Annotated in this window: 23 protein-coding genes; 12 read left to right on the plus strand and 11 right to left on the minus strand. The window is 66.3% G+C overall.

What is annotated here, in order from left to right; all coding sequences use genetic code 11:
- The first annotated feature begins 126 nt into the window (after positions 1 to 126).
- Entirely contained in the window at positions 127 to 243 is a 117-nt protein-coding gene (locus tag A3ES_RS53770; protein ID WP_020385363.1) for a SapB/AmfS family lanthipeptide, read from the plus strand.
- A 322-nt stretch (positions 244 to 565) separates the two neighbouring features.
- Here A3ES_RS53770 and A3ES_RS0103365 read toward each other — a convergent pair whose 3' ends face one another.
- Positions 566 to 1645 (minus strand): flavin-containing monooxygenase, encoded by a 1080-nt coding sequence (locus tag A3ES_RS0103365; protein WP_020385364.1) that lies wholly within the window; start codon positions 1643 to 1645, stop codon positions 566 to 568.
- 137 nt (positions 1646 to 1782) lie between these two features.
- On the opposite strand from A3ES_RS0103365, the gene A3ES_RS0103370 reads away from it, so the two are divergent.
- The 4 genes from A3ES_RS0103370 (at position 1783) to A3ES_RS0103385 (ending at position 4165) form a co-directional block, all read left to right on the plus strand.
- Positions 1783 to 2217 (plus strand): SRPBCC family protein, encoded by a 435-nt coding sequence (locus A3ES_RS0103370; RefSeq protein WP_020385365.1) that lies wholly within the window; start codon positions 1783 to 1785, stop codon positions 2215 to 2217.
- A 50-nt stretch (positions 2218 to 2267) separates the two neighbouring features.
- Entirely contained in the window at positions 2268 to 2690 is a 423-nt protein-coding gene (locus A3ES_RS0103375; RefSeq protein WP_020385366.1) for a DUF1761 domain-containing protein, read from the plus strand.
- Between the two features lie 111 nt (positions 2691 to 2801).
- Positions 2802 to 3209, plus strand: a complete 408-nt coding sequence (locus A3ES_RS0103380) for a MerR family transcriptional regulator (RefSeq protein ID WP_020385367.1) — start codon at positions 2802 to 2804, stop codon at positions 3207 to 3209.
- The gene (locus A3ES_RS0103385) at positions 3206 to 4165 is read left to right on the plus strand and encodes an alkylmercury lyase family protein (RefSeq protein ID WP_020385368.1); all 960 of its coding nucleotides are present in this window, start codon (positions 3206 to 3208) and stop codon (positions 4163 to 4165) included. Before A3ES_RS0103380 ends, A3ES_RS0103385 begins: the two co-directional genes overlap by 4 nt.
- 11 nt (positions 4166 to 4176) lie before the next feature.
- Here the strand turns inward: A3ES_RS0103385 and A3ES_RS0103390 are convergent, their stop codons facing one another.
- Together A3ES_RS0103390 and A3ES_RS0103395 are read right to left on the minus strand one after the other, a co-directional pair.
- Positions 4177 to 4476, minus strand: a complete 300-nt coding sequence (locus tag A3ES_RS0103390; protein WP_020385369.1) for a hypothetical protein — start codon at positions 4474 to 4476, stop codon at positions 4177 to 4179.
- A gap of 282 nt (positions 4477 to 4758) precedes the next feature.
- Positions 4759 to 5505, minus strand: coding sequence for a methyltransferase domain-containing protein (locus A3ES_RS0103395; protein ID WP_020385370.1), 747 nt, complete (start codon positions 5503 to 5505; stop codon positions 4759 to 4761).
- A gap of 199 nt (positions 5506 to 5704) precedes the next feature.
- Between A3ES_RS0103395 and A3ES_RS0103400 the strand changes: the two genes are divergently transcribed.
- The gene (locus A3ES_RS0103400) at positions 5705 to 6226 is read left to right on the plus strand and encodes a hypothetical protein (RefSeq protein ID WP_157630315.1); all 522 of its coding nucleotides are present in this window, start codon (positions 5705 to 5707) and stop codon (positions 6224 to 6226) included.
- Positions 6227 to 6453: 227 nt separating this feature from the next.
- Positions 6454 to 6969 (plus strand): DUF305 domain-containing protein, encoded by a 516-nt coding sequence (locus A3ES_RS0103405; protein WP_237744840.1) that lies wholly within the window; start codon positions 6454 to 6456, stop codon positions 6967 to 6969.
- Positions 6970 to 6996: 27 nt separating this feature from the next.
- Here A3ES_RS0103405 and A3ES_RS0103410 read toward each other — a convergent pair whose 3' ends face one another.
- The 3 genes from A3ES_RS0103410 to A3ES_RS0103420 all read right to left on the minus strand — a co-directional run bounded on the left by A3ES_RS0103410 (position 6997) and on the right by A3ES_RS0103420 (position 9926).
- Positions 6997 to 8274 (minus strand): MFS transporter, encoded by a 1278-nt coding sequence (locus A3ES_RS0103410; protein WP_026162512.1) that lies wholly within the window; start codon positions 8272 to 8274, stop codon positions 6997 to 6999.
- Positions 8271 to 9452, minus strand: a complete 1182-nt coding sequence (locus A3ES_RS0103415; RefSeq protein ID WP_040453895.1) for a PLP-dependent cysteine synthase family protein — start codon at positions 9450 to 9452, stop codon at positions 8271 to 8273. Before A3ES_RS0103415 ends, A3ES_RS0103410 begins: the two co-directional genes overlap by 4 nt.
- A gap of 96 nt (positions 9453 to 9548) precedes the next feature.
- Positions 9549 to 9926 carry a hypothetical protein gene (locus A3ES_RS0103420; RefSeq protein WP_020385375.1) on the minus strand — a complete coding sequence of 126 codons (378 nt, stop codon included), beginning with the start codon at positions 9924 to 9926 and terminating at the stop codon, positions 9549 to 9551.
- Positions 9927 to 10095: 169 nt separating this feature from the next.
- On the opposite strand from A3ES_RS0103420, the gene A3ES_RS0103425 reads away from it, so the two are divergent.
- The 4 genes from A3ES_RS0103425 (at position 10096) to A3ES_RS0103440 (ending at position 13936) form a co-directional block, all read left to right on the plus strand.
- Positions 10096 to 11607: a multicopper oxidase family protein gene (locus tag A3ES_RS0103425; RefSeq protein WP_020385376.1), complete on the plus strand. Its 1512-nt coding sequence runs from the start codon at positions 10096 to 10098 to the stop codon at positions 11605 to 11607.
- A 69-nt stretch (positions 11608 to 11676) separates the two neighbouring features.
- Positions 11677 to 12096, plus strand: coding sequence for a hypothetical protein (locus tag A3ES_RS0103430; protein ID WP_020385377.1), 420 nt, complete (start codon positions 11677 to 11679; stop codon positions 12094 to 12096).
- 55 nt (positions 12097 to 12151) lie between these two features.
- The gene (locus A3ES_RS0103435; protein ID WP_020385378.1) at positions 12152 to 12766 is read left to right on the plus strand and encodes a DUF305 domain-containing protein; all 615 of its coding nucleotides are present in this window, start codon (positions 12152 to 12154) and stop codon (positions 12764 to 12766) included.
- Positions 12767 to 12898: 132 nt separating this feature from the next.
- Positions 12899 to 13936: a C40 family peptidase gene (locus A3ES_RS0103440; protein WP_020385379.1), complete on the plus strand. Its 1038-nt coding sequence runs from the start codon at positions 12899 to 12901 to the stop codon at positions 13934 to 13936.
- A gap of 67 nt (positions 13937 to 14003) precedes the next feature.
- Here A3ES_RS0103440 and A3ES_RS0103445 read toward each other — a convergent pair whose 3' ends face one another.
- Genes A3ES_RS0103445 through A3ES_RS56660 form a run of 3 tightly spaced genes read right to left on the minus strand, consistent with a single transcriptional unit; the run spans position 14004 to position 17651 of the window.
- Positions 14004 to 16304, minus strand: a complete 2301-nt coding sequence (locus A3ES_RS0103445; protein WP_020385380.1) for a heavy metal translocating P-type ATPase — start codon at positions 16302 to 16304, stop codon at positions 14004 to 14006.
- Positions 16305 to 16359: 55 nt separating this feature from the next.
- Positions 16360 to 17322, minus strand: coding sequence for a hypothetical protein (locus A3ES_RS0103450; protein WP_020385381.1), 963 nt, complete (start codon positions 17320 to 17322; stop codon positions 16360 to 16362).
- A gap of 47 nt (positions 17323 to 17369) precedes the next feature.
- A complete protein-coding gene (locus A3ES_RS56660) occupies positions 17370 to 17651 on the minus strand; it encodes a heavy-metal-associated domain-containing protein (protein WP_020385382.1) in 282 nt (93 codons plus the stop codon).
- A 266-nt stretch (positions 17652 to 17917) separates the two neighbouring features.
- Between A3ES_RS56660 and A3ES_RS0103460 the strand changes: the two genes are divergently transcribed.
- Positions 17918 to 19357 (plus strand): MFS transporter, encoded by a 1440-nt coding sequence (locus tag A3ES_RS0103460; RefSeq protein ID WP_020385383.1) that lies wholly within the window; start codon positions 17918 to 17920, stop codon positions 19355 to 19357.
- Between the two features lie 476 nt (positions 19358 to 19833).
- On the opposite strand, the gene murJ is transcribed toward A3ES_RS0103460, so the two are convergent.
- Together murJ and A3ES_RS0103470 are read right to left on the minus strand one after the other, a co-directional pair.
- Positions 19834 to 21471, minus strand: coding sequence for a murein biosynthesis integral membrane protein MurJ (murJ, locus tag A3ES_RS46125; protein WP_020385384.1), 1638 nt, complete (start codon positions 21469 to 21471; stop codon positions 19834 to 19836).
- A complete protein-coding gene (locus tag A3ES_RS0103470) occupies positions 21468 to 22658 on the minus strand; it encodes a lipid II:glycine glycyltransferase FemX (RefSeq protein ID WP_020385385.1) in 1191 nt (396 codons plus the stop codon). The genes murJ and A3ES_RS0103470 overlap by 4 nt, the downstream gene beginning before the upstream one ends.
- Between the last annotated feature and the right edge of the window lie 178 nt (positions 22659 to 22836).

Below are 22836 nucleotides of genomic sequence, written 5' to 3' on the forward strand. Positions count from 1 at the left end.
GATTGGCTTCGTTGGGGTACCGATGCGGCGTGGACGGGCTGGTGAGGCGACCCGCGAAGTGTTGCCGCGATTCCAGTTCGTTTGGTCAGGCCGACCGGCCCGGCCGCGTCGACGAGAGGAAGACCGATGGTGCTGCTCGATCTCCAGGGTTTGACCGTGCAGGGCGAGACGCTGGGCGTGCGGGAGGCCTCGACCAGCGGGCTCAGTCTGCTGCTGTGCGACGAGTTCTCGATCGCCGACTGACGTTTCTTCACACTGCCGGTGCCTGCGAGGTCATGCAGGCACCGGCAGTGCTGTGCTCTTGTCCCACATACCCCGCCCCCGGCATTCTGTCTGGGCGGTTGACTTGACTTGTTCAGTAGAGGAGTCCATCCCACTTCAGCTCGAATCTTGCTCCGCCGGCATGCCGTGCTCGCCGGGCAGCTGCTCGACTGCCCGGCAAGTTCGAGCGCGACCGGCCCGGCCAGGTCAGGCGACAAAGTTGCCCACAGCCACAGTGTCACCCCGGCTGCGCAGTCTGTTCGCGCTCAGCTGTGTGACAACGAGGCATCACTCCGGGCGGTGGTCAGGCGGCCGCGGTGCGTGCGGAGGTCTGCTGAGCGAGCCAGGAGGCGTCGTGCTGGACGAATCCGAGCAGGGCGGAGCCGGTGGTGTGTTGCCATGGCCGGCCGATCGTGAACAGGCCTGGTACAGCGTCGACGACTCCTCGGTGTTGCAGCAGCCGCCCGCGGTCGTCGAGCGCTTGGGGGATGCGGATCCAGGTATCGTCGATCCGGAAACCCGTGGCCCACACCACCGCGTCGACGTCGCTGCGCGAGCCGTCGGCGAACGTCACCGACCGCCCGGCTGTTGAGGTGACGCGCGGCCGGAAGGTGACGCCCAGTCTGCGCAGCCCGGGGCGGGTCGAGCCGATCACCGTGCCGTCGTTGGCGGCCATCAGCCGCCCGAGCCGTGACTGCGCGCTCACCCGCAACAGCCCGAGTTTGTCCTGCCACCAGAACACGTCTCGCCCGAGAGGTCGTTGCGGGATGCAGGCGTTACGGCGTCCCTCGGCCAGATCGACGGTTCGCCCCGCCTGGGCGAGCTCGGCAGCGATCTGGAAGCCGGAGTTAGCGCCGCCGACCACCAGCACCCGACCCGAGGGCACCTGCTCGGGGTTGCGGTAGGCCGCGGTGTGGATCTGCGGCACCTCCGGCGCCAGCCCGTCAGCAACCGGCGGAACGTACGGCGTCGAGAACGGCCCGGTCGCGACCACCACCTGCCGGGCCTGGAACGTCCCGGCAGGGCTGTCGGCCTTGAACGCGGCGCCGGCACGGCGCAGGCCCGTGACGCGGGCGTTCAACTTGATCGGCAGGCCGAAGCGTTCGGCATAGGTGGCGAGATAGCCAGCGACCTCGTCACGACCGGCATAGGTATCGACCGGGGCGGGGAACGCCATCCCGGGCAGCGCGGCGTATTGAGCAGGGGTGAACAGGTTCAGCGAGTCCCACCGCGACCGCCACACGTGCCCCACGGCTGAGCCGGCATCCAGGATCACGAAATCGAGGCCGGCTCGCTGCAGGCAATAGCCCATGGCAAGCCCTGCCTGGCCGCCGCCGATGACCAATACATCGCGGCGGATCGGAACACTGGGCTCCTCGACCATGCCCCGACTCTGCCAGCCGAACCGGTCAAAATCGCTCTGGCCGCCCTAGCCTTGTCGAAACGGCGGCATCTCGTTCGTCATGCCATCAACAGCCGCCAAACGGGCGGAGCCCCAGTATCAGCGGGAAGGAGCCGGCGATGACTGCCATCGTGAACCAGATCGAGGTCGCTGCACCTGCGGCGGAGGTGTTCGGCTACGTCACCGACCCGGCACGGTTCCCGGAGTGGCAGGCCAACGTGGTCGGCGGTCGCATGGATCACGAGACGACCATCGGGGCGATCTGCAGCACCACTCGCCGCATCGGCGGCCGTGAACGCGACGTCACCTCCACAGTGACCAAGTACGACCCGCCCACGAGCTGGGCCGTCCACGGCATCGATGGACCCATCAGAGCCACGGTCGATGTCGCTGTCGAGCCACTGCCTGGCGCCGACCGGACTCGCCTCACCATCAGCCTCGACTTCGAAGGCCACGGCATCGGCAAACTCCTCGTTCCGCTCCTTGTGCGCCCTCAATCTCGCAAAGAGATGCAGCGCAACATGACCCGGCTGAAAGCACGACTCGAGGCCTGACCGGCTCGTCACACAACTACTCGGATTCATCACCGAAGACAGGAGTTCCTGTGGAGCTGAGCATCAACTGGTGGGCCGTCGTGGTCTCGATTGTGGCCGGAATGGCGATCGCCTGGCTCTGGTACAGCGACTGGGGACTGCTCGGCCCCACCTGGCGCAAGCTGACCGGCGTGACCAAAGAGAAGTCCGCAAAGGGCGGCAACAGCCCCTTCGCGATCCTTGCGCTATCGATCATCGCAACCGGTGTCACTCTGGCCGTCGCCTGTTCCATCGCAGAGGGCTTCTTCGGCGATGACTCCGTATGGCTGGCCCTGGCCGTGGGCGTCGTCGCCTGGCTCGGGTTCTCGCTCTCGACTCTGGCCCAGCACAACGGCTTCGAGCAAAAGCCCGCACGGCTCACCGCGATCAACAGCGCCTACCAGTTGGTCCTGTTCCTAGGCATGGCTACCCCGATCGGATTGCTCCAGCAGTAAAGGGCGACAGTAGCTCGTATCGGCCCCGCAGGTTCGGGGCTGGCGACGAGCTGCCAGGCACGGGCCAGCACCCTTGACTCTGTAGCTGAGCACAGGGTCGAGGATGGTTGTATGCGAACCAGTGAGCTGGCAGGCCGCGCCGGGGTCAACACCGAGACGCTGCGCTACTACGAGCGCCGAGGACTGCTCGTCGAGCCGCCCCGCACACCGGGCGGCTACCGTGACTACCCACCCAGCACGGTCGAACTGCTGCGGTTCATCAAACGCGCCCAGGAACTCGGCTTCACCCTCGTCGAGATCGAGGAACTCCTCCATCTCGACAACGGCGGCCCGGACGCCTGCGATGCCGCGCGGGCGCTGGCCGAACACCGCCGCGCAGACCTCGCCGAGCGGATCCGTGACCTGCAACGGATGCTCGATTCGCTGGCCGACCTGGTCGCGACCTGCGACCTGCCCCGCGCCGACCGCAACTGCGCGCTGCTTGAAGCGATCGACCACCGCCCGGAGGCGACCCGATGAGACTCGAAGTCCTGCACGTGCCCGACTGCCCAAACCTGGCACCGATGCTGCAACGCCTCGCAGACGTCACCGATCTGCCCGTCACCACCCGGCTGATCGAGACCGACACCGACGCCGCCCGCTACGGCATGGCCGGCTCGCCCACCCTGCTGATCGACGGCACTGACCCGTTCGCCGCCGACGGGGAGTGCGGGTGCGGGCTGTCATGCCGGCTCTACCGCGACGAGACCGGCCGGATCGTGCCAGCTCCCTCCGTCGACCAGCTCCTTGCAGCGATCACAGCCGCCGGCGCCACTGCCGCCGCTACGCCAGGCGACGTTCTGAGCGCGTGGCGGACTCGCGCCGTGCCGATGGATCCGGTCGAGAAGGCCGTGCACCAGATGATCCTGCGTGGCTTCGCGGCCCGAGGTGTTCCGCCCAACGACGCGGATCTGGACCAGGCAGTGGCCAGCAGCGGCAGAGCACCGGCTGACGTGCTGAGCGCACTGCACGAGGTCGACGCGATCCGGCTTGATGCCGACGGCCAGGTCGCGGTCGCGTACCCGTTCTCGGCCTCCCCGACCCGGCACCGTGTCCACATCGCCCCTCCCAACCCCGCCGGCGTCGGTGTCGACGTCTACGCGATGTGCGCGATCGACGCACTCGGCATCGCGCCAATGCTCGGCCGAAACACCCGAGTCGAGTCCGTCGACATCACCACCGGCCGGCCCATCTCTGTCGCCAGCACGGGCGGGCGCACTACGTGGCAGCCCGCAGGCGCCGTCGTGTTCATCGGCGCCGATGCCGGCGGCGGACCGTCAGCCGACTGCTGCTGCGACTATCTCAACTTCTTCACCGACCACGCCGCGGCACAAGTCTGGACCAGCAGCCACCCCGGTGTTCCCGGACAGATCCTCAACCCGGCCGAAGCTGGAGACCTCGCCACTCACCTGTTCTGGCCGCTCCTCGCGTCCTGACACCGACCCGGTCAGGGCAGGTACTTGTCGATCCGGCGCAGCACTCGCCCCACGACTGGCAGCTCGTGCCATCCCCTGCCGACCACCCTGCCGCGCACGCGTCGCACCACGGCGCGCGCACGCGCCCCTCGCGAGGGGCGGAGCTCGTCCTCCCGCTCGGCAGCCCTGCGCTGCAGATACTTCGCGCAACCTACGCAGACCCCGACCTCCGGGTGAGCTCCCAGCCGCACCAGGTCACGATCATCAAACTCGCCACCGCAGCACCAACACACCGGCACCGACGGCTGGAACGTCTCCTCCGCAACGGTCATACCGCCATCATCAGCCCATCTAGACCCGACCGCACCCGGTCATCCAGCGAACCCCTCCCGTGCCAGCCAGCCATCGAGAAAGACACCGCCTTTGGCCGGGGCTACCGTGGAGCTACCCCCAACTGTGCCGAATCCGTTCTCGCGGACTCTGCACCGACGGTGCCCTGGACGCATCGCGGCCGGGACACCCAGTTGCTCGAGACCCCAATGCGCCCCGCCTTGACGAGTTCAGTGAAGTTCCCCATGCCTTTTCCCCTCAAGTCTGGCGCCAGGCCTCGGGGATCAGTCTCGACGCTTGCGGAACACGAGCAGTTCAGTGAGCCCACCGCTGAGGGGCTCGAAGTGGCTGCCGACAAGATCGAGGCCCCGGCGATCCAGCAACTCAACAGTCCAACTGCGCGGCGTCACCATGTAGATGACAGCGTTCCCGGCGACCCAAGTCTTCGTCGCCTGCTCATCCAGGCAGCTCTCCGTCACGATGTCGAATGCGACGATCCCGCCTGGACGGACCACTCGGGCCATCTCCTCCAGATACCCGACAGTCGTCACGAACGGGATGTAGACGAAGAGCTTGTGCGCTTGCACAAGATCGACCGAGCTCGTCGCCGTCGCCGAGAGGGTGTGACCGTCAGCCGGACGCTCCACCAGGTTGGGAAGCTTTCGAAGGTAGGGAAGCCAGTCCGAGGCCGTCTCGTAGATCTCGTACGCCGAGGGCCGCAACGCCTCGATGACCTTCTCGGCATACCGTCCTGACCCTGGACCGATCTCGCACACCCGATCCACCTCGTTGCCTAAAGCACTCATCTGCAGTAGCGCCTGGACTGCCGCAGCCGTCACCTGCGGCTCGGCACTGTACTGATCGAGGTAGTCACCTACGGACAGGCCCGCGCGCTTCGCGGCCGCGATGGTCTGCTTGGCCGGTAAGAAGGCCTGGATTGCCCTATCGGTTGTGCGGGCACGGATCATCTGCACGCCCAACGGTCGCAGAACAGTGTTGATACCTTGACGCATCACGCTGGCAACCGCCATGTCGCTCCCCCCGGACCACCATGGCCCGTCTCGATTCCACACCAACTACTATGCTGGATAGTAGTTGGGGGTCTGTGTTCGGAACAAGGCCTTCGGGTTCTTGGCGGGTGATGTCTGGCCGGCACATTCGACGTTGTGGCCGGATCGGCATTGGGCTGTGACGACGGGGTCGGGCGCGGGATGGCTATCGTGGAGCTTGATGAACATTCGGAGCGGGCGGGGAACGTCGGGGTTTATGCGGGCCCTGGTGCTGTTCGGTGTGCTCGCCGGTGTGTTCGCGATGCATGCCTTGACGATGAATCACGATCCGGCCATGGCCGGCAGTGCCGCCGCGATGCCCCCCTCCGGTGCGGGGCACATGTCTGCGGCGGCCGGAGTCGCTGCAGTTGCCGACGACGGTGGACCGTTATCCGGTCACGTCGGTATGTCTGACGGGTCGGCAGCCGACATGGCGGCGGTGACTGAGCTCGCGTCGGCTTCGAATGCGCTGGTCTCTGCCCACTCCACTGCCGGCAACCATGGGATGAGCGGTGTCTGTGTGGCCGTTCTCGCGGCGTCGCTCGCGCTCGTGGGGGTGGCGTTGATGTTGTGCTGGCTGCGGTCGGCCCGGTCCGTGCCCCGGGCGTGGCAGGTGCTGCCGCTGCAGTTGTCGCCGCTGCCCGGGCGTTCCCCGCCTTGGCTGGCGCCATCGCTGTCGAAGCTCTGCGTACTGCGGACCTAGGCCCACCGGCCTGCGGGTGACCGCACGCTGCGGCGTGCCGTCTGCTCGCTTCCACATACCCAGATCTCTTCAGGCAGTCGATGGAAGGAACAACTCCTATGAAGCACATCACCCGTGTCCACGTTGCGGCGACACTCACATTGGCGGCAGGGCTGGCCCTGGCTGGTTGTGGCAACAGCGACAACACCCAGCCGGGCGGTTCGGCAAGTTCATCTTCGATGCCGGGGATGAATCACGAGACGATGGCACCGACCACGGCGGCCACGCTGACCGCGCCGGTGGACCACAACGACAGTGATGTCGAGTTCGCTACTGGCATGATCCCGCATCACCGCCAGGCCGTGGAGATGGCCGACATGGCGCTGAAGCAGGCCAAGAGCGCGTCGGTGAAGCAGTTGGCGACGGCGATCAAGGCTGCGCAGGGTCCGGAGATCCAGCAGATGTCGGGCTGGCTCACCGGATGGGTCAAGCCGGTCCCGAGCCCGGGCATGGGCCACTCGATGCCGGGCGGCGGCATGATGACCGAGCAGGAGATGACTGATCTCGGCAAGGCCAGCGGGGCGGCGTTCGACCGGATGTGGGTGCAGATGATGATCAAGCATCACCAGGGCGCGGTCGCGATGGCCAAGACCGAACAGGCCTCCGGGCAGAGCGCGAAGGCGATCGAGTTGGCCAAGACGATCGAGGCGGCTCAGGCCGCCGAGATCGCCACGATGCAGAAACTTCTCACCCAGCTCCCGTAACTAGCGGCAGGGTGCCGCCCAGTAGGCCTATGAGGCCGAGGTGACGGAATGGCTGGCGGAGGTGAGGCGTCCGGTCCGGTGCAGCGCGATGATCATCACTGCGCTGAGGGCGCCGAGAGTGGTGAGGGCCAGCCACGGCAGCCCGGGCAGCCCATGATCGCGGGCGGTGTCGAGGGCTGCTCCGGTGAGTAGGTTGCCTGCGGTGATCCCGATACCGCAGATGGTGTTGTAGATGCCGTAATGGGTGGCGACCAGGCGTCCACCGGCAAGATTGACGATGGTGTCCATCTCGAACGGGAACGCGAGCATCGTGCCGATGGCCAGCAAGACCGCGGCGGCCAGCGACGGCGTCACCGCCAACGCCCACAAGGCAGCCTGGCTGTTCGGCCGGGGCAGTGCGGCGGTGGCCAGCAACGGGAGGAAGGCCACTGCCATGGTCGCAACACCCAACGCCAATGCGTACCCGGCAGGAATTCTGGCCCGGCACCAGGCGGTGAGCTTGGTCTGTGCAAGCACGGTAACCAGGCCAGAGGCAACGAACAGTGACGCGACACCAAGGGTCGCTCCGCTGCCGTCGCCGCCGATGCGCCGTACCTCGAGCGGGAGCGCGAGATAGACCTGGAAGGACAGCACGTAGGAACAGATCATCGCGATGGCGAACAGCAGGAACGGGCGGTTCGCGATGACAACACGCCACTGCGCCAGGATGCCCTCGCTGCTGCGGGTGTCAGCCTGTTGCGGTGGCAGCGCCCGGATCTGGATGACTGACAGTACGGCGAACACTGTGGCAGCCACGGCGCAGGTGAGCCGGAAACTGGCACCGGTGAGCGCCAGCCCGACCAATGGACCAGCGAGGATGCCGGCTTGGTAGAAGACGTTGAACAGCGCGAATGCCTCGACGCGCCGCGGTCCCGCGTCGACGGCGAGGTAGGCCCGCACGGCAGGGTTGAACAAGGCGCCGGCCAGGCCGGTCGCTGCGGAGGCGATGACCAGGGCGGGGACGGATTCCACCATGGCAAGCATCGCGAAACCGAAGGTCCGCAACACGCAGCCCGCCACGATGAGCGGTTTGTAGCCGAACCGGTCGGCCAGCGCGCCACCGAGTGCGAACAGACCCTGCTGCGAAAGGTTCCTGACTCCGAGGACCAGACCGACCAGCCAGGCCGCCAGGCCCAGGGTTCCGGCCAGATGCTGGGCCAGGTAGGGCATCAGCATGTAGAAGCCGAGATTGATGGTGAACTGGTTGAGCAGCAGCAGCCGGGTCACCTTCGGCATACCTTGGTACTGGGTGATTAGTTGTTTCATCGGCCGGCCACCGCCCCCGCAGGTTCGGCGCCGCGACGGGCAGTCGGAGTTGTTTCGGCGCGCGGGTCGATGACCGTGTCGCACCGGGTCCAGCGATGCGGGACCGCGGACGTGGGATGGGCGAGCTCATCGGGATGGAGCGCTGGTGCGGCGCCGATCAGGCTGTGTCTGGTGCAGTAGTCGTCGCTGAAAATGGTGTCCCAGTAGCGTTGTGGCCCGTCGGGGAAGACTGCGGCGATCCGGGTCCCGACAGGTGACGTGCGCGCGATCCAGTCGGCGACCAGACCGACTGCACCGACGCTCCAGCCACCAGTGGTGCCGGCGTTCGCCGCTAGCCGGCGACAGGCCCAGACCGCCTCGCTGGGGGCGACCCAATGGATCTCGGTGAAGGTGGAGTAGTCGACGTTGCCGGGGTAGATGCTGCTGCCCAGTCCTCGCATCAACCGGGTGCCCGCGGGCTGGCCGAAGATGGTGGACCGGATCGAGTCGACCCCGATGACCGACAGGTCCGGGCAGTGTTCGCGCAGGACACGCGACACTCCAGCGGAGTGGCCGCCCGTGCCGACGCTGGCGACCAAGACGTCGATGCGGCCGACCTGGGCGAGCAGCTCGGTGGCCAGTCCCGCGTAGGCGTCGACGTTATCGATGTTGTGGTACTGGTCAGGGCACCACGCCGAAGGGGTGGTGCTGAGGAGTTGCTGGACCCGGTCGCGGCGGGCCTGCTGCCAGCCGCCGACCGGATCCGGGGCCTCGACCATGTCGACGGTGGCGCCGTAGGCGCGCAGCATGTGGACCACCAGAGGCTCCATGCCGGGATCGGTCACAACGGTGACGGGGTGCCCGTATACGATGCCGGCCAGCGCCAGACCGAGTCCCAACGTTCCGCTGCTGGACTCGATGATGTGGCCGCCGGGCGGTAAATCACCGCGGTCGCGGGCGCAGCGGACCATGTGGAGCGCGGGGCGATCCTTCATTCCGCCGGGATTGTGGCCTTCCAGCTTGGCCCAGTAGCCGTGCGCCGTCCCGGTGTCGTGGAGAACGTCGCCGATCCACAGCGTGGGGGTGTTCCCGACGATGCCAGCCGGGGTGCGCCAGGCGACGCCCGCTGACACTGCCGCCGCTCCGGTGGCGGGTTCTGGGTTTTGGGCGCGCCGAGGCGCCATCGTGGTGCTGTCCATGTCGTGCTGTCCCTTCGAGGCCCCTCGCGTCTGGCGCGGCAGGGGGAAACCACTGACAAAGGTCTCGAGGCCGGCGCTAGGGCCGGCGAAGGACGGCTATATGCGCAGCAGCGAGAACTGCGCGACCGGCGACCGTGGCGTTCGGGAAGTAGACCTGCCACAGGAGGTGGCAGGATGTGCGTCGAGGACAGCCAGCCACGGCCGTGGCATCGATGTGGCCGGCAGCGGTCCAGGAGAATCACCGGCCTGGGCGAGAACCGCATCGACCAGCCCGGTAACGGCGCAGTGGTCGCCGGACTCGCCCGATGCGTGGCCGACGGCCGGCTCGTCCAGCTCGTGGGCCACCGCGATCGAGTGATGACTGTGGTGGTCTGCTTCTGCGTAGCACCAGAGGCCGCCCCCCAGCATCAGAGCCAGCGCTGCGACAAGAGAAACCGCAAGCCAGCGCCGGCTACCGCTCCCCAGATCGGTCACACGATGCATCCTAGCGAACTCTTTGAGTAATCAAAGAGTGCCGATCAGAACGACAAGGCCGGGTGCGAGATCACCACCGATCTACTATGTTGATTAGTAGTTAGGCGTTAGTCGGGTTCATCGCAAGGGATCTGCCGGCGCGCTGTACGCATCAGGGAAGGACCCGTACGTGAGCAGCATCACCCGCCGGTCCGTCCTGCTTGCCGGACTTGGCGTCACGGGGGCTGGCGTACTCGGCGGCTGCAGCAAGCCCAGCAGCAGCACCGCTGCCGCTTCTCCTTCGCTGCTCAGCCCTTCCGGCGCCGAGGTCGAAACGGTCGACGGTGCTCGCGCGAGCTCTGGCAAGGAAACCCACCTTGTTCTGACCGCGGCACCTGCCACTGTTGACCTAGGCGCCGGCGTCATCGCCAAGACTTGGGCCTTCGACCATCGCACGCCGGGCGAGGCGATCCGGATCTCGGCAGGAGACACGCTCGTGGCAGGGCTGGCGAACGGGCTTCCTGACCAGACCGCAACGTCGATCCATTGGCATGGTGTTGCCCTGCGCAACGACATGGACGGTGTCCCGCCGGCTACCCAGGCGGTCGTGCCGGCCGGTGAGTCGTTCACCTATCGGTTCGTTGCCACAGATCCAGGGACCTACTTCTTCCATCCGCACGTCGGTACGCAGTTGGACCGCGGCCTGTATGCACCCCTGGTCATCGAGGACCCGAAAGAGCCCATGTCCTACGACGGCGAGTGGATCGTCGTCCTGGACGACTGGATGGACGGGGTTAGCGGGACACCCGATGAGGTCCTTGCCGAACTCAAGCAGGGCATGGGCGGGATGGGCGGTATGTCGATGCGCTTCATGCTCGGTAGCGCAGACAGTGAGCTACTCGGCGGCGATGCCGGCGACGTGAAATACCCCCACCACCTGGTCAACGGCCGCGTCCCCGCCGATCCGGCCGTCTTCAACGGTAAGCCCGGATCGAGGGTCCGGCTGAGGATCATCAACGCAGGCTCGGACACGGCCTACCGGGTCGCACTGGCAGCACACAAGCTGACCATCACGCACACCGACGGCTATCCAGTTCAGCACCAGCAGGTCGACGCGCTGCTGATCGGCATGGGCGAGCGCTACGACGTGCTGGTCACCCTCGGTGACGGTGTCTTCTCGCTGGTGGCGCTGGCCGAAGGAAAGAACCAGACAGGTCGGGCACTGGTGCGCACCAGTACAGGACGTGCCCCAGCAACAGACGTTCGCCCAGCCGAGCTGAACCGCCAGATCCTGACCGCCTCCCAGCTCAACGCCGCCGATCAGGTCCGCCTCGCCGCCTCGAGCGTCGACGTCACGCATCAGGTCAAGATCACCGGCGGTATGGATGCCTACGACTGGTCGATCAACGGCAGCCGGTTTGACATGTCCCATCCGACTGCTGCGCCCCTGCTGGTCCGCCACGGCCAGCGGGTGCGGCTGGACTTCGTCAACGACACCACCATGTGGCACCCGATGCACCTGCACGGCCACACTTATCAGCTCGGCGATGCCGGCCCTCGCAAGGACACCGCGATCGTGCTGCCCAAAACGACCCTGACGGTTTTCTTCGACGCAGACAATCCGGGCCAATGGTTGCTGCACTGCCACAACGCTTACCACGCGGAGGCCGGGATGATGGCGCTGGTGGGCTACCAGCAATGACGACCACCGCCTGGAACGGCGCCAGTGGATCTCGTCGGGCACTGGACATGGTGATCTAGGATGACGCCCATGTCGAAGGCCGTCGCACAGTCGTCGCGGCGCGGTTCGCGCTGGCGCGCGACCGGTGTGTTGTGTGCCCTGATTTTCGGCATCATCGGGCTTTACAGCCTGGAGTCGCACTGCTCCGAGTCTGGTTCAGACAGTGGTTCTCATGCCGCTGTGCAGGTGGCGCATCACGCCGACAGCGATGTACATGCCGCCGCATCTCGCACCGGTGACTGGATGGAGCAGGCAGATCCCCTGGGGGACGGTGACCTGATGGCCTGCGCATTGTTTGCAGGCCTGGTGGCGCTGCTCCTCGCGGCGATCCGTGCCCGCCGGCGGAGTGGAAGCTGGCTGGTACCTGCGGTCCGCGGTCGGCTGAGGCATCCGCGGCAGGTGCGCGTGGTGTCAGTGTCTGTGAGGGCGATCTCGCCGCTGAGGTGCTGAGGAGCAGGGCACGTTTCGACGCCCGCACGCTCAACACACCACTCAGGAGTTCCCCATGCGCACCTCGTGCGCGCTGCGCTGTGTCGTCGTTGCCGCCACAGCTGCGCTAGCTGTCGTCCTGGCAGGCTGCGCGGACATCGGAGCCGATTCCGGTGAGACTTCACACCTGCCCGTCAACCCAGCCGATATCGCCTTCGCGCAGCGGATGATCGCCCAGCACCGCCAGGCAGTCGACATGTCCGCTCTTGCTGCAACCCGCAGCAAGAACCCGGCAGTGACCCAGTTGGCAAGCACGATCGGCCGCGCTCACACCGAGGCCGTCGGTGAACTTGACGGCCTTCTCAAGGCCTGGGGCCAAAGGGGAGAGCCAACACCGGCGGTAGCGAATCCCGGCCCAGCCGACACTACTCCGCTCGTCACCGCGGCCGGGGCGATCAAGGAAGCCGATCTCGCACGCCTGCGGTCATCGTCGGGTGTGGTGTTCGACCGGCTGCTGCTGAGCTTCTTGATCGATCATCACAGCGAAGACGTTTCGATCGCCCGCCTCCAGCAGGAGGCTGGGCAAAACCTCCGAGCCCGTGTGGTCGCCGACCGTATCGAAGCTGACCACGCCGTGGAGCTCAGCGAAATGCGGAAGCTGCTCAGTTCTCTCGGCACCGCGCCGCGCTGAACCACCTGACTCGCAAAACAGCACTTGCCCCTGCCTGAGCCTGCGGAAGATCACGCGACCAAGGCAGACGTCAAACTTTGAGAAGGGACCTGCCAGAACATGTCGAACGGTTGGAGGCGTCATCCTGCACGGGTGGCACTGCCTCTCATCACTGCTGTCGTCGTCGCGGCTGCTCTGGGGCTCGTCGGGGGTTCGGCCGCGGCAGAACCAAAGCCGACCCTCGCTGAGGCACGGCAAACAGTGGCGACCCTCCAGCATCAGGCCGAGGAAGCCGGTGAGGCAGCGAACGACCTGACCGGGCAAATCGCCACCGCTCGTCGCAAGGTCGCCGCACTCACTGAAGGCGCCGGCCGCCAGGAGCGTGTCGTCCAGGAGATCGGTCGCCGGATCGGCTTACTGGCTGTGGCGAACTATCAGCGGTCCCAGATGACGACCACCGCCCAGCTGCTCCTTTCGAGCGACCCCGACCAGTTCCTGAAACAAGCTTCGACAGCACAGGCGTATGCCGGCCAGCAGACGGCAGTTTTGCGCCGGTACCAGAACGCCAGCGGCAAACTTGCCGATCTACGCAGCATCGAGCGTTCAGAGCTGCAAGCTTTGGCGGCTGTGCAGGCCAAGCAGAACGAGCTCAAGGCAAAGATCGCCTCGAACCTGGCGGCGGCTGACAAAGTGCTGGCCAAACTCACCGACGCCGAACGCGATCGGCTCGCAGCCGAGGATGCCGCCGAGGTGCAGCGAGAGAAAGACGAGGCCGAGGCTGAGCGACGCCGTACCAGCCGCGACAGCCAGCGCACTGCCGGACCGGACGTACCAGCATCGGGAAGGGCGAAGATCGCCGTCGCTTATGCCTTGAACCAGATCGGTGACCCGTACTTGTGGGCAGCTGCGGGCCCAGATGCCTTCGACTGTTCCGGGTTGACGCTGTCGGCATGGGGCAAGGCCGGGATCTCGTTGTCGCACTCGTCCACGGCCCAGTACAACGAAGGACGCCGCGTGAGCCGCGCCGACCTGATGCCCGGGGACTTGTTGTTCTACTTCACACCCATCTCCCACGTGAGCATGTACATCGGCAACGGGAAGGCAGTCCACGCAAGCCGCCCTGGCAAGCCTGTCCAGATCGACCCCGCATTCGGGCAGATGCCGTACGTCGGCGCTGTCCGGCCTGGCTGAATCCGCAGCCGGGTGTTCCCTCCTGGAGGAGGTCCAGGAGGGAACACCCGGCGAGCCGGTAACAACCTCAGTGGCGCGGTGTGGTCCCCTCGGTGAGGGGCCGGAACCGACGCAGTCGCAGGCTGTTGCTGACGACGAAGACCGAACTGAACGCCATTGCCGCACCGGCAAGCATCGGGTTCAGCAAGCCGGCTGCCGCTAGCGGTAGAGCGGCGACGTTGTAGGCGAAGGCCCAGAACAGATTGCCCTTGATCGTGCCCAGGGTGCGGCGCGACAGCCGGATGGCGTCCGGCGCGGCGCGCAGGTCTCCGCTGACCAGCGTGAGGTCGGCGGCTTCGATGGCGACGTCGGTTCCGGTGCCCATGGCCAGGCCGAGATCGGCCTGGGCCAGTGCCGGTGCGTCGTTCACGCCGTCGCCGACCATGGCGACGGTTCGCCCCTCGGTTTGCAGCCTGCGAACGACATCGACCTTGTCCTTCGGGAGCACCTCGGCGATGACCTCGTCAATGCCCACCTCCGCGGCGACCGAGCGGGCCACTGCAGCGTTGTCGCCAGTGAGCAGCACGGGCGTCAAGCCAAGGGCGCGCAGCTGCCGGATGGCCTCAGCCGACGTCGGCTTCACGGTATCGGCGACGACGATGATGCCGCGCGCCGCACCGTCCCAACCAACCGCGACGGCGGTGCCTCCCGCTGCTTCGGCCTTCGCCTTCGCATCTGCCAGCTCGGCGGGAAGGTACTGCGACCACTCTTCCAGCAGCCGCGGGCGCCCGACCAGAACCGCGTGCGAGTTGTCGTCCACCAGGACCACGCCTTGTACGCCGAGGCCCTCGAGGTTGGCGAACCCTTCCACTGCTGGTAGTGGGCCAGTCCTCTCAACGGCGGCGGTGGCAATGGCCTGGGCAATCGGGTGCTCGGACGCGTGCTCCAGAGCTCCGGCCAGACGCAGTACCTGGTCGGCGTCCTCGCCGGTGGCGGGAATGACCTCGGTGAGGGCCATCTTTCCGGTGGTGACGGTGCCGGTCTTGTCCAGTACGACGGTGTCGATCCGGCGGGTGGATTCGAGCACCTCCGGCCCTTTGATCAAGATGCCGAGTTGCGCGCCACGGCCGGTGCCGACCATGAGGGCTGTCGGGGTCGCCAGTCCGAGGGCGCAGGGGCAGGCGATGATCAGGACCGCCACCGCCGCGGTGAAGGCGGCCGCGAGACCTGAGCCCGTTCCGATCCAGAATCCAAGGGTGCCGATAGCCAGGGCGATCACGATCGGGACGAACACTCCTGAGACGCGATCGGCGAGCCGCTGCACCTGAGCCTTGCCGGTCTGTGCAGCCTCGACGAGCCTGGCCATCTGGGCCAGTTGGGTGTCAGCCCCGATCCGGGTGGCCCGGACGACGATTCGGCCGCCGGCATTGATGGTGGCGCCGGTGACTGGGTCACCTGGCCCGACCTCGACCGGTACTGATTCGCCGGTGAGCATCGACGCGTCGACCGCGGACGAGCCTTCCTCGATCACTCCGTCGGTGGCGATCTTCTCTCCTGGACGAACGACGAACAGGTCCCCGGTGGCGAGTTGGTCGGTGGCGATCCGCTCCTCTTGGCCGTTTCGTAGTACGGAGACCTCTTTGGCTCCGAGCTCCAGCAGCGCTCGCAGGGCTGCTCCGGCACGGCGCTTGGAGCGAGCCTCGAAGTAGCGGCCGGCGAGGATGAAGGTGGTGACCCCGGCGGCTGCCTCGAGGTAGATGTTGCCCGCGCCGTCGCTGCGTCCGATGGAGAGCTCGAACGGGTGGGTCATGCCGGGTTCGCCCGCGGTGCCGAAGAACAGTGCGTACAGCGACCAGCCGAGCGCGGCGAGCGTGCCGACTGAGATCAAGGTGTCCATCGTCGACGCGCCGTGGCGCAGGTTGGTGAAGGCGGCCTTGTGGAATGGCCAGGCACCCCACGCCACTACCGGCGCAGCGAGCGTCAGTGAGAGCCACTGCCACGAGGTGAACTGCAGCGCGGGGATCATCGCCATCGCGATGACTGGCACGGTCAGCGCTAGCGAGATCAGCAGCCGTTGCCGCAGCGATCGAGTCGGGTCGATCTCATCGGCGCCGGCGTCGGTCGTCTTCTCACTGGCCGGTGCCGGAGGGGTTGCGCTGTAGCCGGTCTTCTCGACCTCGGCCACCAGGTCGGCGACGCCGATGTCGCCGGTGAACCGGACCAGCGCCTTCTCGGTCGCGTAGTTGACCGACGCGGTGACGCCTTCGAGCTTGTTCAGCTTCTTCTCGATCCGCGACGCGCACGAGGCGCAGGTCATGCCGCCGATCGCCAACTCGATCTTCTCCTCGCCGCCAAGCGGCGGGGCCGAGGTGTTACCGACGGAACTCATGATGGAGATCTCCTTACTATCTAGTGACTCGTGCTGGAGCGGGGGATTGAGCTGCTCAGCTGTGGCCGCCGTCGTGCCCGTGGCCAGCGGTGGTGGGGGCAGTGGGGGGCGGCGTTGTGGTGGATGGCACAGGTGAAGGTGTCGCGATACCGCCGGTGGCGGTAGTGACGGTGAACTCGGCGGTCCGGACTTTTCCGTTGTGTTTGAAGTCCAGGTAGAGCCGGTAGCTGCCGGTGCTCGGTGTGGTGGCGTAAAAGGTGATGTCGGGTCCGGGGTTGGTCTTGCCGTCGCCGGGTGCCCCTGCGGGGTGCACGTGGAGGTAGGCGAGGTCGCCATCCCGTAGCGCGACCAGATGGCCGTAGGCACCTAGGTACGGCTGCAGATCGGTGATTGGCTTGCCGTCCTTGGCGATCGACAGCTTGAGTTCTGATTCGCGGCCGGGTTCGAGACCGCCGGTCAGGATGACCGTGTAGCCGTCGACCTGGGCGGTGTTGCTCTGGGGCGGGAGCGGCTTCGGGTCGGAGCTGCCGGGTACTGCGAGGTCTGCGCCGAGGGTGAGATTCTCGCCGCCTGCTGGGACGAAGTCGGCGAACACCCGCCACTGCCCGGAGGTCAGTGCCACCGGAACGCTCCAGTTCCCGCTGCCGTCCAGTTTCGGGTGGAGGTGCTGGAAGCCGGACAGATCGCGGCGCACCGCGATCAGGTGCAAGTCCTTGTCGTGGCTGCGGTCGTAGGCGGTCACAGGCCGGCCGTCGGGGCCTAGTACAGAGAATCGAAGTTGAGTTGCGGGTCCCGCCGGCAGTTGGTCGTTCGCGAGCGTCAGCGTGAAGCCTTTGTCGGAGATCATCAGTCCTCCAGGGAGCTTTTCGGTGCCGGCGGTGGTCGCCGCCGATGGTGGGTGGTGCACCTCTTGTTCGGCCGGGTCCACCGGCCCGACGAGGGTGCCAATGCCGACCGCGCCGCCGAACACTACGGCCAGGCCGGCGACAAAGGTCGCGATCTTGGTGGGGGTCTTCATGGTCAGTCCTCGTCAGGTCGGTGGTTGGTCGAGATTCGGGCGGCCGGTCAGGCGTCGGCGAGCTGGTAGCCCGCCTCTTCGACTGCCGCCTGTACTGCGTCGCGGCCGACCGGCCGGTCGCTGGTCACCGTCACAGAGCCGCTCGCCAGGTCGACATCGACGGCACTGACGCCGTCGATCCGGCTGACCTCGCTCGTGACGGAGCTGACGCAGTGGCCGCACGTCATCCCGGTCACTGAGAAGACGGTGGCTTCCGCGGCGGTACGGGTGCCGGTCGTGGTCACGGAATTGGTGGCGTCAGCGGTGCCGCAACTGCAGGCGTTGCACATGTCGGGGTTCCTTTCGATCGGTTGACGCGATGGAACCTATACCCCCTAAGGGTATCTTTCAAGTCCCGTCTTCAGCGGGCTCGGCATCCGCGCTGAGGGCCCAATAAGTCTGTGAGGGAACGGAGACTTCGGGGCGGCCATCCCGAGCGTGGCCGGGCACCCGACGGATCGCAAATACCGATACCCCCTAGCGGTATGGGATCTGGCCTGCTAAGTTCCATCTCGATCCCGGTACCCCCAGGGGGTATCAGAAAGGAATGGTTGTCATGAGTACTTCAGCTGGAGTCACCCGCTCGGGGTCTCGCCGCTGGTGGGCGCTGGGCCTGATCGCCGCGGCGCAGTTCATGGTCATCATGGACACGTCGATCATCGGAGTCGCGCTACCAGAGATACGGGCTGACCTGGGCTTCACTCCACAGACGTTGTCCTGGGTGTTCAACGCCTACGTGGTCGCCTTCGGCGGCCTGCTGCTCCTCGGTGGGCGGCTGTCCGACCTCTTCGGAGCACGCCGGATCTTCTCGGCCGGCTGGATCGTGCTGCTGGTGGGATCAGTTCTCGCCGGTGCAGCCAACGGTGTCGGCCTGGAGCTGACTGGCCGGGCGGTCCAGGGTGTTGGCGCGGCTCTGATCGCTCCATCAGCGCTGACATTGCTGATGATGCTGTTCGGTTCTGAGCCCAAGGAGCTCACCAAGGCCCTGGCCCTCTATGGCGCCGCCGCACCGGCAGGCGGTACGGCGGGAGTGTTTCTCGGTGGCGTGATCACCGAGTACGCGAGCTGGCCATGGGTGTTCTACCTGAACATCCCGATCGCGATCGCTGTCTTGCTGGCCACTCCGGCTCTGATGCCGGCCGCGGCAGCTCAGCGTGGCAGCGTCGATCTCGTCGGGGCCTTGACGGCTACGGGTGGAATCGGTGCGGCCGTGTACGCGATCGTTCGCGCGCCGGAAGCGGGTTGGGCGAGCGGCGAGACGTTGCTGGTCGGAGCGGCGGCCATCGCGCTCCTGGTTGCCTTCGTGGTGGTCCAGGCCCGTCGATCCGAACCGCTGATGCGGCTGGCGATCTTCCGCGCACCGAACCTGGCCGCGGCCAATGTCGCCCAGTTGCTGCTGGGAGCGGCGTGGGTACCAATGTGGTTCTTCCTGAACCTCTACCTGCAACAGGTCCTCGGCCTGAGCGCGTTCCCGAGTGGCTCGGCGTTGTTGCCGATGACAACGTTCATCATGCTCGGCATGATCGTTGCCGCGCCGCGCTTCATCGCCCGCTTCGGTCCCAAGCGGACGCTGGTGACCGGAATGACCGTCCTCACCGCAGGCCTCGCGGCACTGTCCCTGGTCCGCTCGGACGGATCGTTCTGGGTCGACGTCCTCCCGGCGTCGCTGATCGCCGCGGCCGGAATGTCGCTCGCCTTCATCCCCAGCCTCGGCATCGCCCTCTCCTCCGCACGACCGGAAGAAGGCGGCCTAGCCTCAGGAATCGTCAACACCAGCTACCAGATCGGCTCAGCCCTCGGCCTCGCCGCCATGACAGCAGTCGCCGCAGCAGCCGGCGCCGACCAACTGGGCGACACCGGTGCACTGACCGACGGCTACTCGGCCGCCTTCCTCGGAGCCGCCGCCCTCGCCGCAGTCGGCGCAATCCTCGCCGCCGTGACGGTGCGCATCGCCAAGCCCGCCATCAACAAGGAGACCGCGGATGTGCTGAACTGAGCCCCACGCGTTGTATCCAACAAGCTCATCAATGACAGCGATCGTGCCGGCCAGACCCACGCAGTACAGGGTCGGCCGGCGTTCGTCGTTGGGAGGCCCGATGCATCGCTCGTGCGAGTGCCTGGCTGCCTCAGGCAGCAGAGGCCGCAGTAGTCCATTCCGGCGACGACCAGGCCTGGCGCGGCCACCAACACCACTGGTGCCATCGGTACTGCGCCCACGAACGCGCAGAGGAGTCTGCGCGTGCTTCGGCGCATCGGTGGTCGGCGACCGGCTGTGGTCGAGACGCTGCCACCAGCCGAGCGAGCTCAAGCATGCCGCAATCCCAGAGGCGTTGTCGTTGGCCCCGGGTGAGCCCGGAACAGTGTCCAGATGTGCACCGACCATAAGACGAGGCTGAATGGGTCGCCGCCATTGCGACCGGATCTGCCTTCGGCGGAGTGGGTTCAGACTGCCCCACTTGGCCTGGTCGGATTTCAGATCAGGCGCCGGACGTGTCGTCGCGCGGTTCTGGCGAGCATGGTGATCTCGCTGATGCGCAGGACACGGGCCGAGAGGGCGAACAGTACGAGGAACCCGAGCGACCCAGCGGCCACAGCAAGCAGTGACGCCGAGGAACCATGGCCGATCCAGGCCGCGGATACTCGACCGATGGCGTAAGCCGCGGCCGCAGGGACGAGGCTCGCGAGTAGAAGCCGAGTGTGGTGGCCTATGGCGTCGCGGGTTCCGAAGTCACCGATCCGCGCGCGTAGTTGCCGGGCTGTGATCGCCAGTCCAACGGCGTAGGCGATCCCGTATGCGGCAGCCATGCCGGTGACTGCCCAGCGAGGAGGCAGCGTCGCGAAGGCGGCGATCGACAGCCAACCGTGGACACACGTCGTCGCGACCGCGATCGCCAAGGGTGTCTTCGTGTCGTGCAACGCGTAGAACACCCTCACCAGAAGGTACTGCATCGAGAACGGGATCAGGCCGAGCGCGAACGCCATCAGCATGTACCCAATCGCCAGGGTGTCCTGGAGAGTCACATTGCCTCGCAGGAATGCCGCCGTTGCGATCTGAGGGCCGAGAGCGAGGAACAACATAGCCGTCGGCACGATCACAGTGGCGCTGATACGTACGGCGTACGCCACGTCAGCGCGGACCGTCGCGAAGTCATGGTCGGCGGCTGAGTTACTCAGTCTTGGCATCAGCGCGGTCAGCATCGACACGGTGACAACGCCTTGCGGAATGAGCCAGAGCAGGTACGCATTGCTGTAGGCGGTGTAGCCGACGCCGTACGGGATGCCTTGCCTGTCAGCAGCCACGGAGACGTTCGTGGAGAGCAAGGTGACGACCCAATATCCGATCTGGTTGACGACGACGACCAGCACAGTCCAGACGGCCAGCCCCGCGATCTGGCGTAGGTCCTTGTCACGCCAGCGCACTCGAGGTCGCCATTTGAAGCCGGTCGCGCGGAGTGCGGGTATCAGGATCAGAGCCTGCACGATCACGCCTGCCGTGGTCCCGGCACCCAGGAGCCGGATTTCCGGGGTGCCGAGTTCCGCGGCGGTGTTGCTGTCGCTCGCGACCACGAGATAGATGCACACGGTGCCGATGACCACGAGATTGTTCACGACCGGGGCCCACATCATCGGGCCGAATCGCCCGCGGACGTTGAGCAGTTGCCCGAGCATCGTGAAGAGTCCGTAGAAGAAGATCTGCGGCAGGAAGAAGCGGGCGAAGGTGATGGTGAGCGTTCGCTGAGCGCCGGTGAAGTCTGAGTAGAGGTCGACGATCTGGGGAGCCAGCAGCCACGAGGCGACGGTGATCGTCAACAGGAAGAGCAGGGCTGCGTTCAAGAGCCGGTTGGCGAACTCGGCGCCGTGGTCGGGATCCCGCCGGGCGGCGGCGGTGAGCTGCGGGACGAAGACCGCGTTGAGTGCACCGCCCAGAAGCAGGATGTAGAGAATTGTCGGCATGGTGTTGGCCACGTTGTAGGCATCAGCGAGCAGCGCCGTACCAAGTGCCGCGACGAGGGCCGCGTTCCGCGCGAAGCCGGTGATCCTGGACACGATCGTCCCTGCCGCCATCACGGCGCTCGAGCGCAGCAGCGGCGGGCCGTCTGTCGTCGTCATGCGAGCCGCCGGGAAGCCAGGTACAAGTTGAAGGCGTGGTATAGGGAGCGATTGAGCGGGTAGTCCCACTCGCCGAGCAGTTCGACAGCTCGTCCGCCAGTGCCGACCTTCCATCGGAGAAGTCCACTGCGACGATCTGTTGCGTCCAAGGTGGTGTTGAAGCCTCGCATGTCGTAGATGACGCAACCGGCGCTGTGGGCGTCGCGGATCATCTGCCACTGCACTGCGTGGCTCGGGCACAGCTCTCGGCGGTGGCTGGCCGACGCCCCCAGGTGGTACCAAGCGCGGTCTCCGACAACGTTCATCGTGTGTGCGGCCAGGGTCTCGCCGCTGTGGCGCGCGAGGTACAGCGCCATCCTCCTTGGATGTTCAGCGCGCAGCGCGTCGTACTGGCGTTGGTAGTAGCCAAGGGACCTGCCTAGGTCGAAGCCGTCGCGTTCTTGGGTGACCTTGAGAAGCGCATAGAAGGCAGGCAGGTCTTCATCGTTCCCGATGGAAACCTGGACTCTCTCGCGCTCGGCTCTCCTGATGCTTCGGCGCCACTGCTGGCTGAATCCTCGCCAGATGTCGTCGAGCGAACGATCCGCCAGGGGGAGTTCGAAGATGACGGCCGGCTGTACGGAGGTGCGGGTCAGCCGGCCGTCATTGCGCCATCCGAGGGACCGTAACTGCTGTGCCGCCGCAGCCCCGGTCTTGTTCACCTCATCGGGCGGGACATCACTCAGGTCGAGGACCTCGTCACTACGCAGCGCCGACTTGAGGGTGGGCGCGTTCCATCGATGCAGGTCGACCGCAGGTCCCATCCTGACCGCGAAGACTCGCCGTTTGCGAAGATGCGCGACCAGCGGATCGAGCCACCGGGAAAGGTTGTCATCGCTCCAGTCGATCAGTGGGCCTTCGGGCAGGTAGGCGAATTGGTGTCCGGTCGCTCGAACGGTGCGGTAGAGCACGAGAGCCGATCCCACGAGCGATCCGGTCCCGTCGGCCCACCCGATCGTTTCGGATTGCCATCCGGGCTTCACCTGCGCCCAGGACGGGCACTGTAGGAAGCTGGCACTCGGCAGGGTCAGGATGTAGTCGGCGTGCAACTCAGGGGTGATGGTCAGGACCTCGAACGGATCCTGCTTCGGTCGCGGCTGCGGCGAAAAATGCCGCGATGACAGACGGTGCGAGATGTGGCTGGCCATGGGAGTACTCCTTGAAAGGCTTCAGGCGTGGCCAGCCACAGGCTTTGCTTGGCGTCGCTGGGACGCGTCGCCTGCCGCGGTGAGTCTGGCCACAAATGGAATCGGAGAAGCCCTGGCTGCGACGACTACCGCGCCGACGGTTCTTCCTGGGCCTTCAGGGCCTCTCAGGAAGAAAGCA

It is taken from the genome of Kribbella catacumbae DSM 19601, from assembly GCF_000372465.1.
GTDB lineage: Bacteria > Actinomycetota > Actinomycetes > Propionibacteriales > Kribbellaceae > Kribbella > Kribbella catacumbae.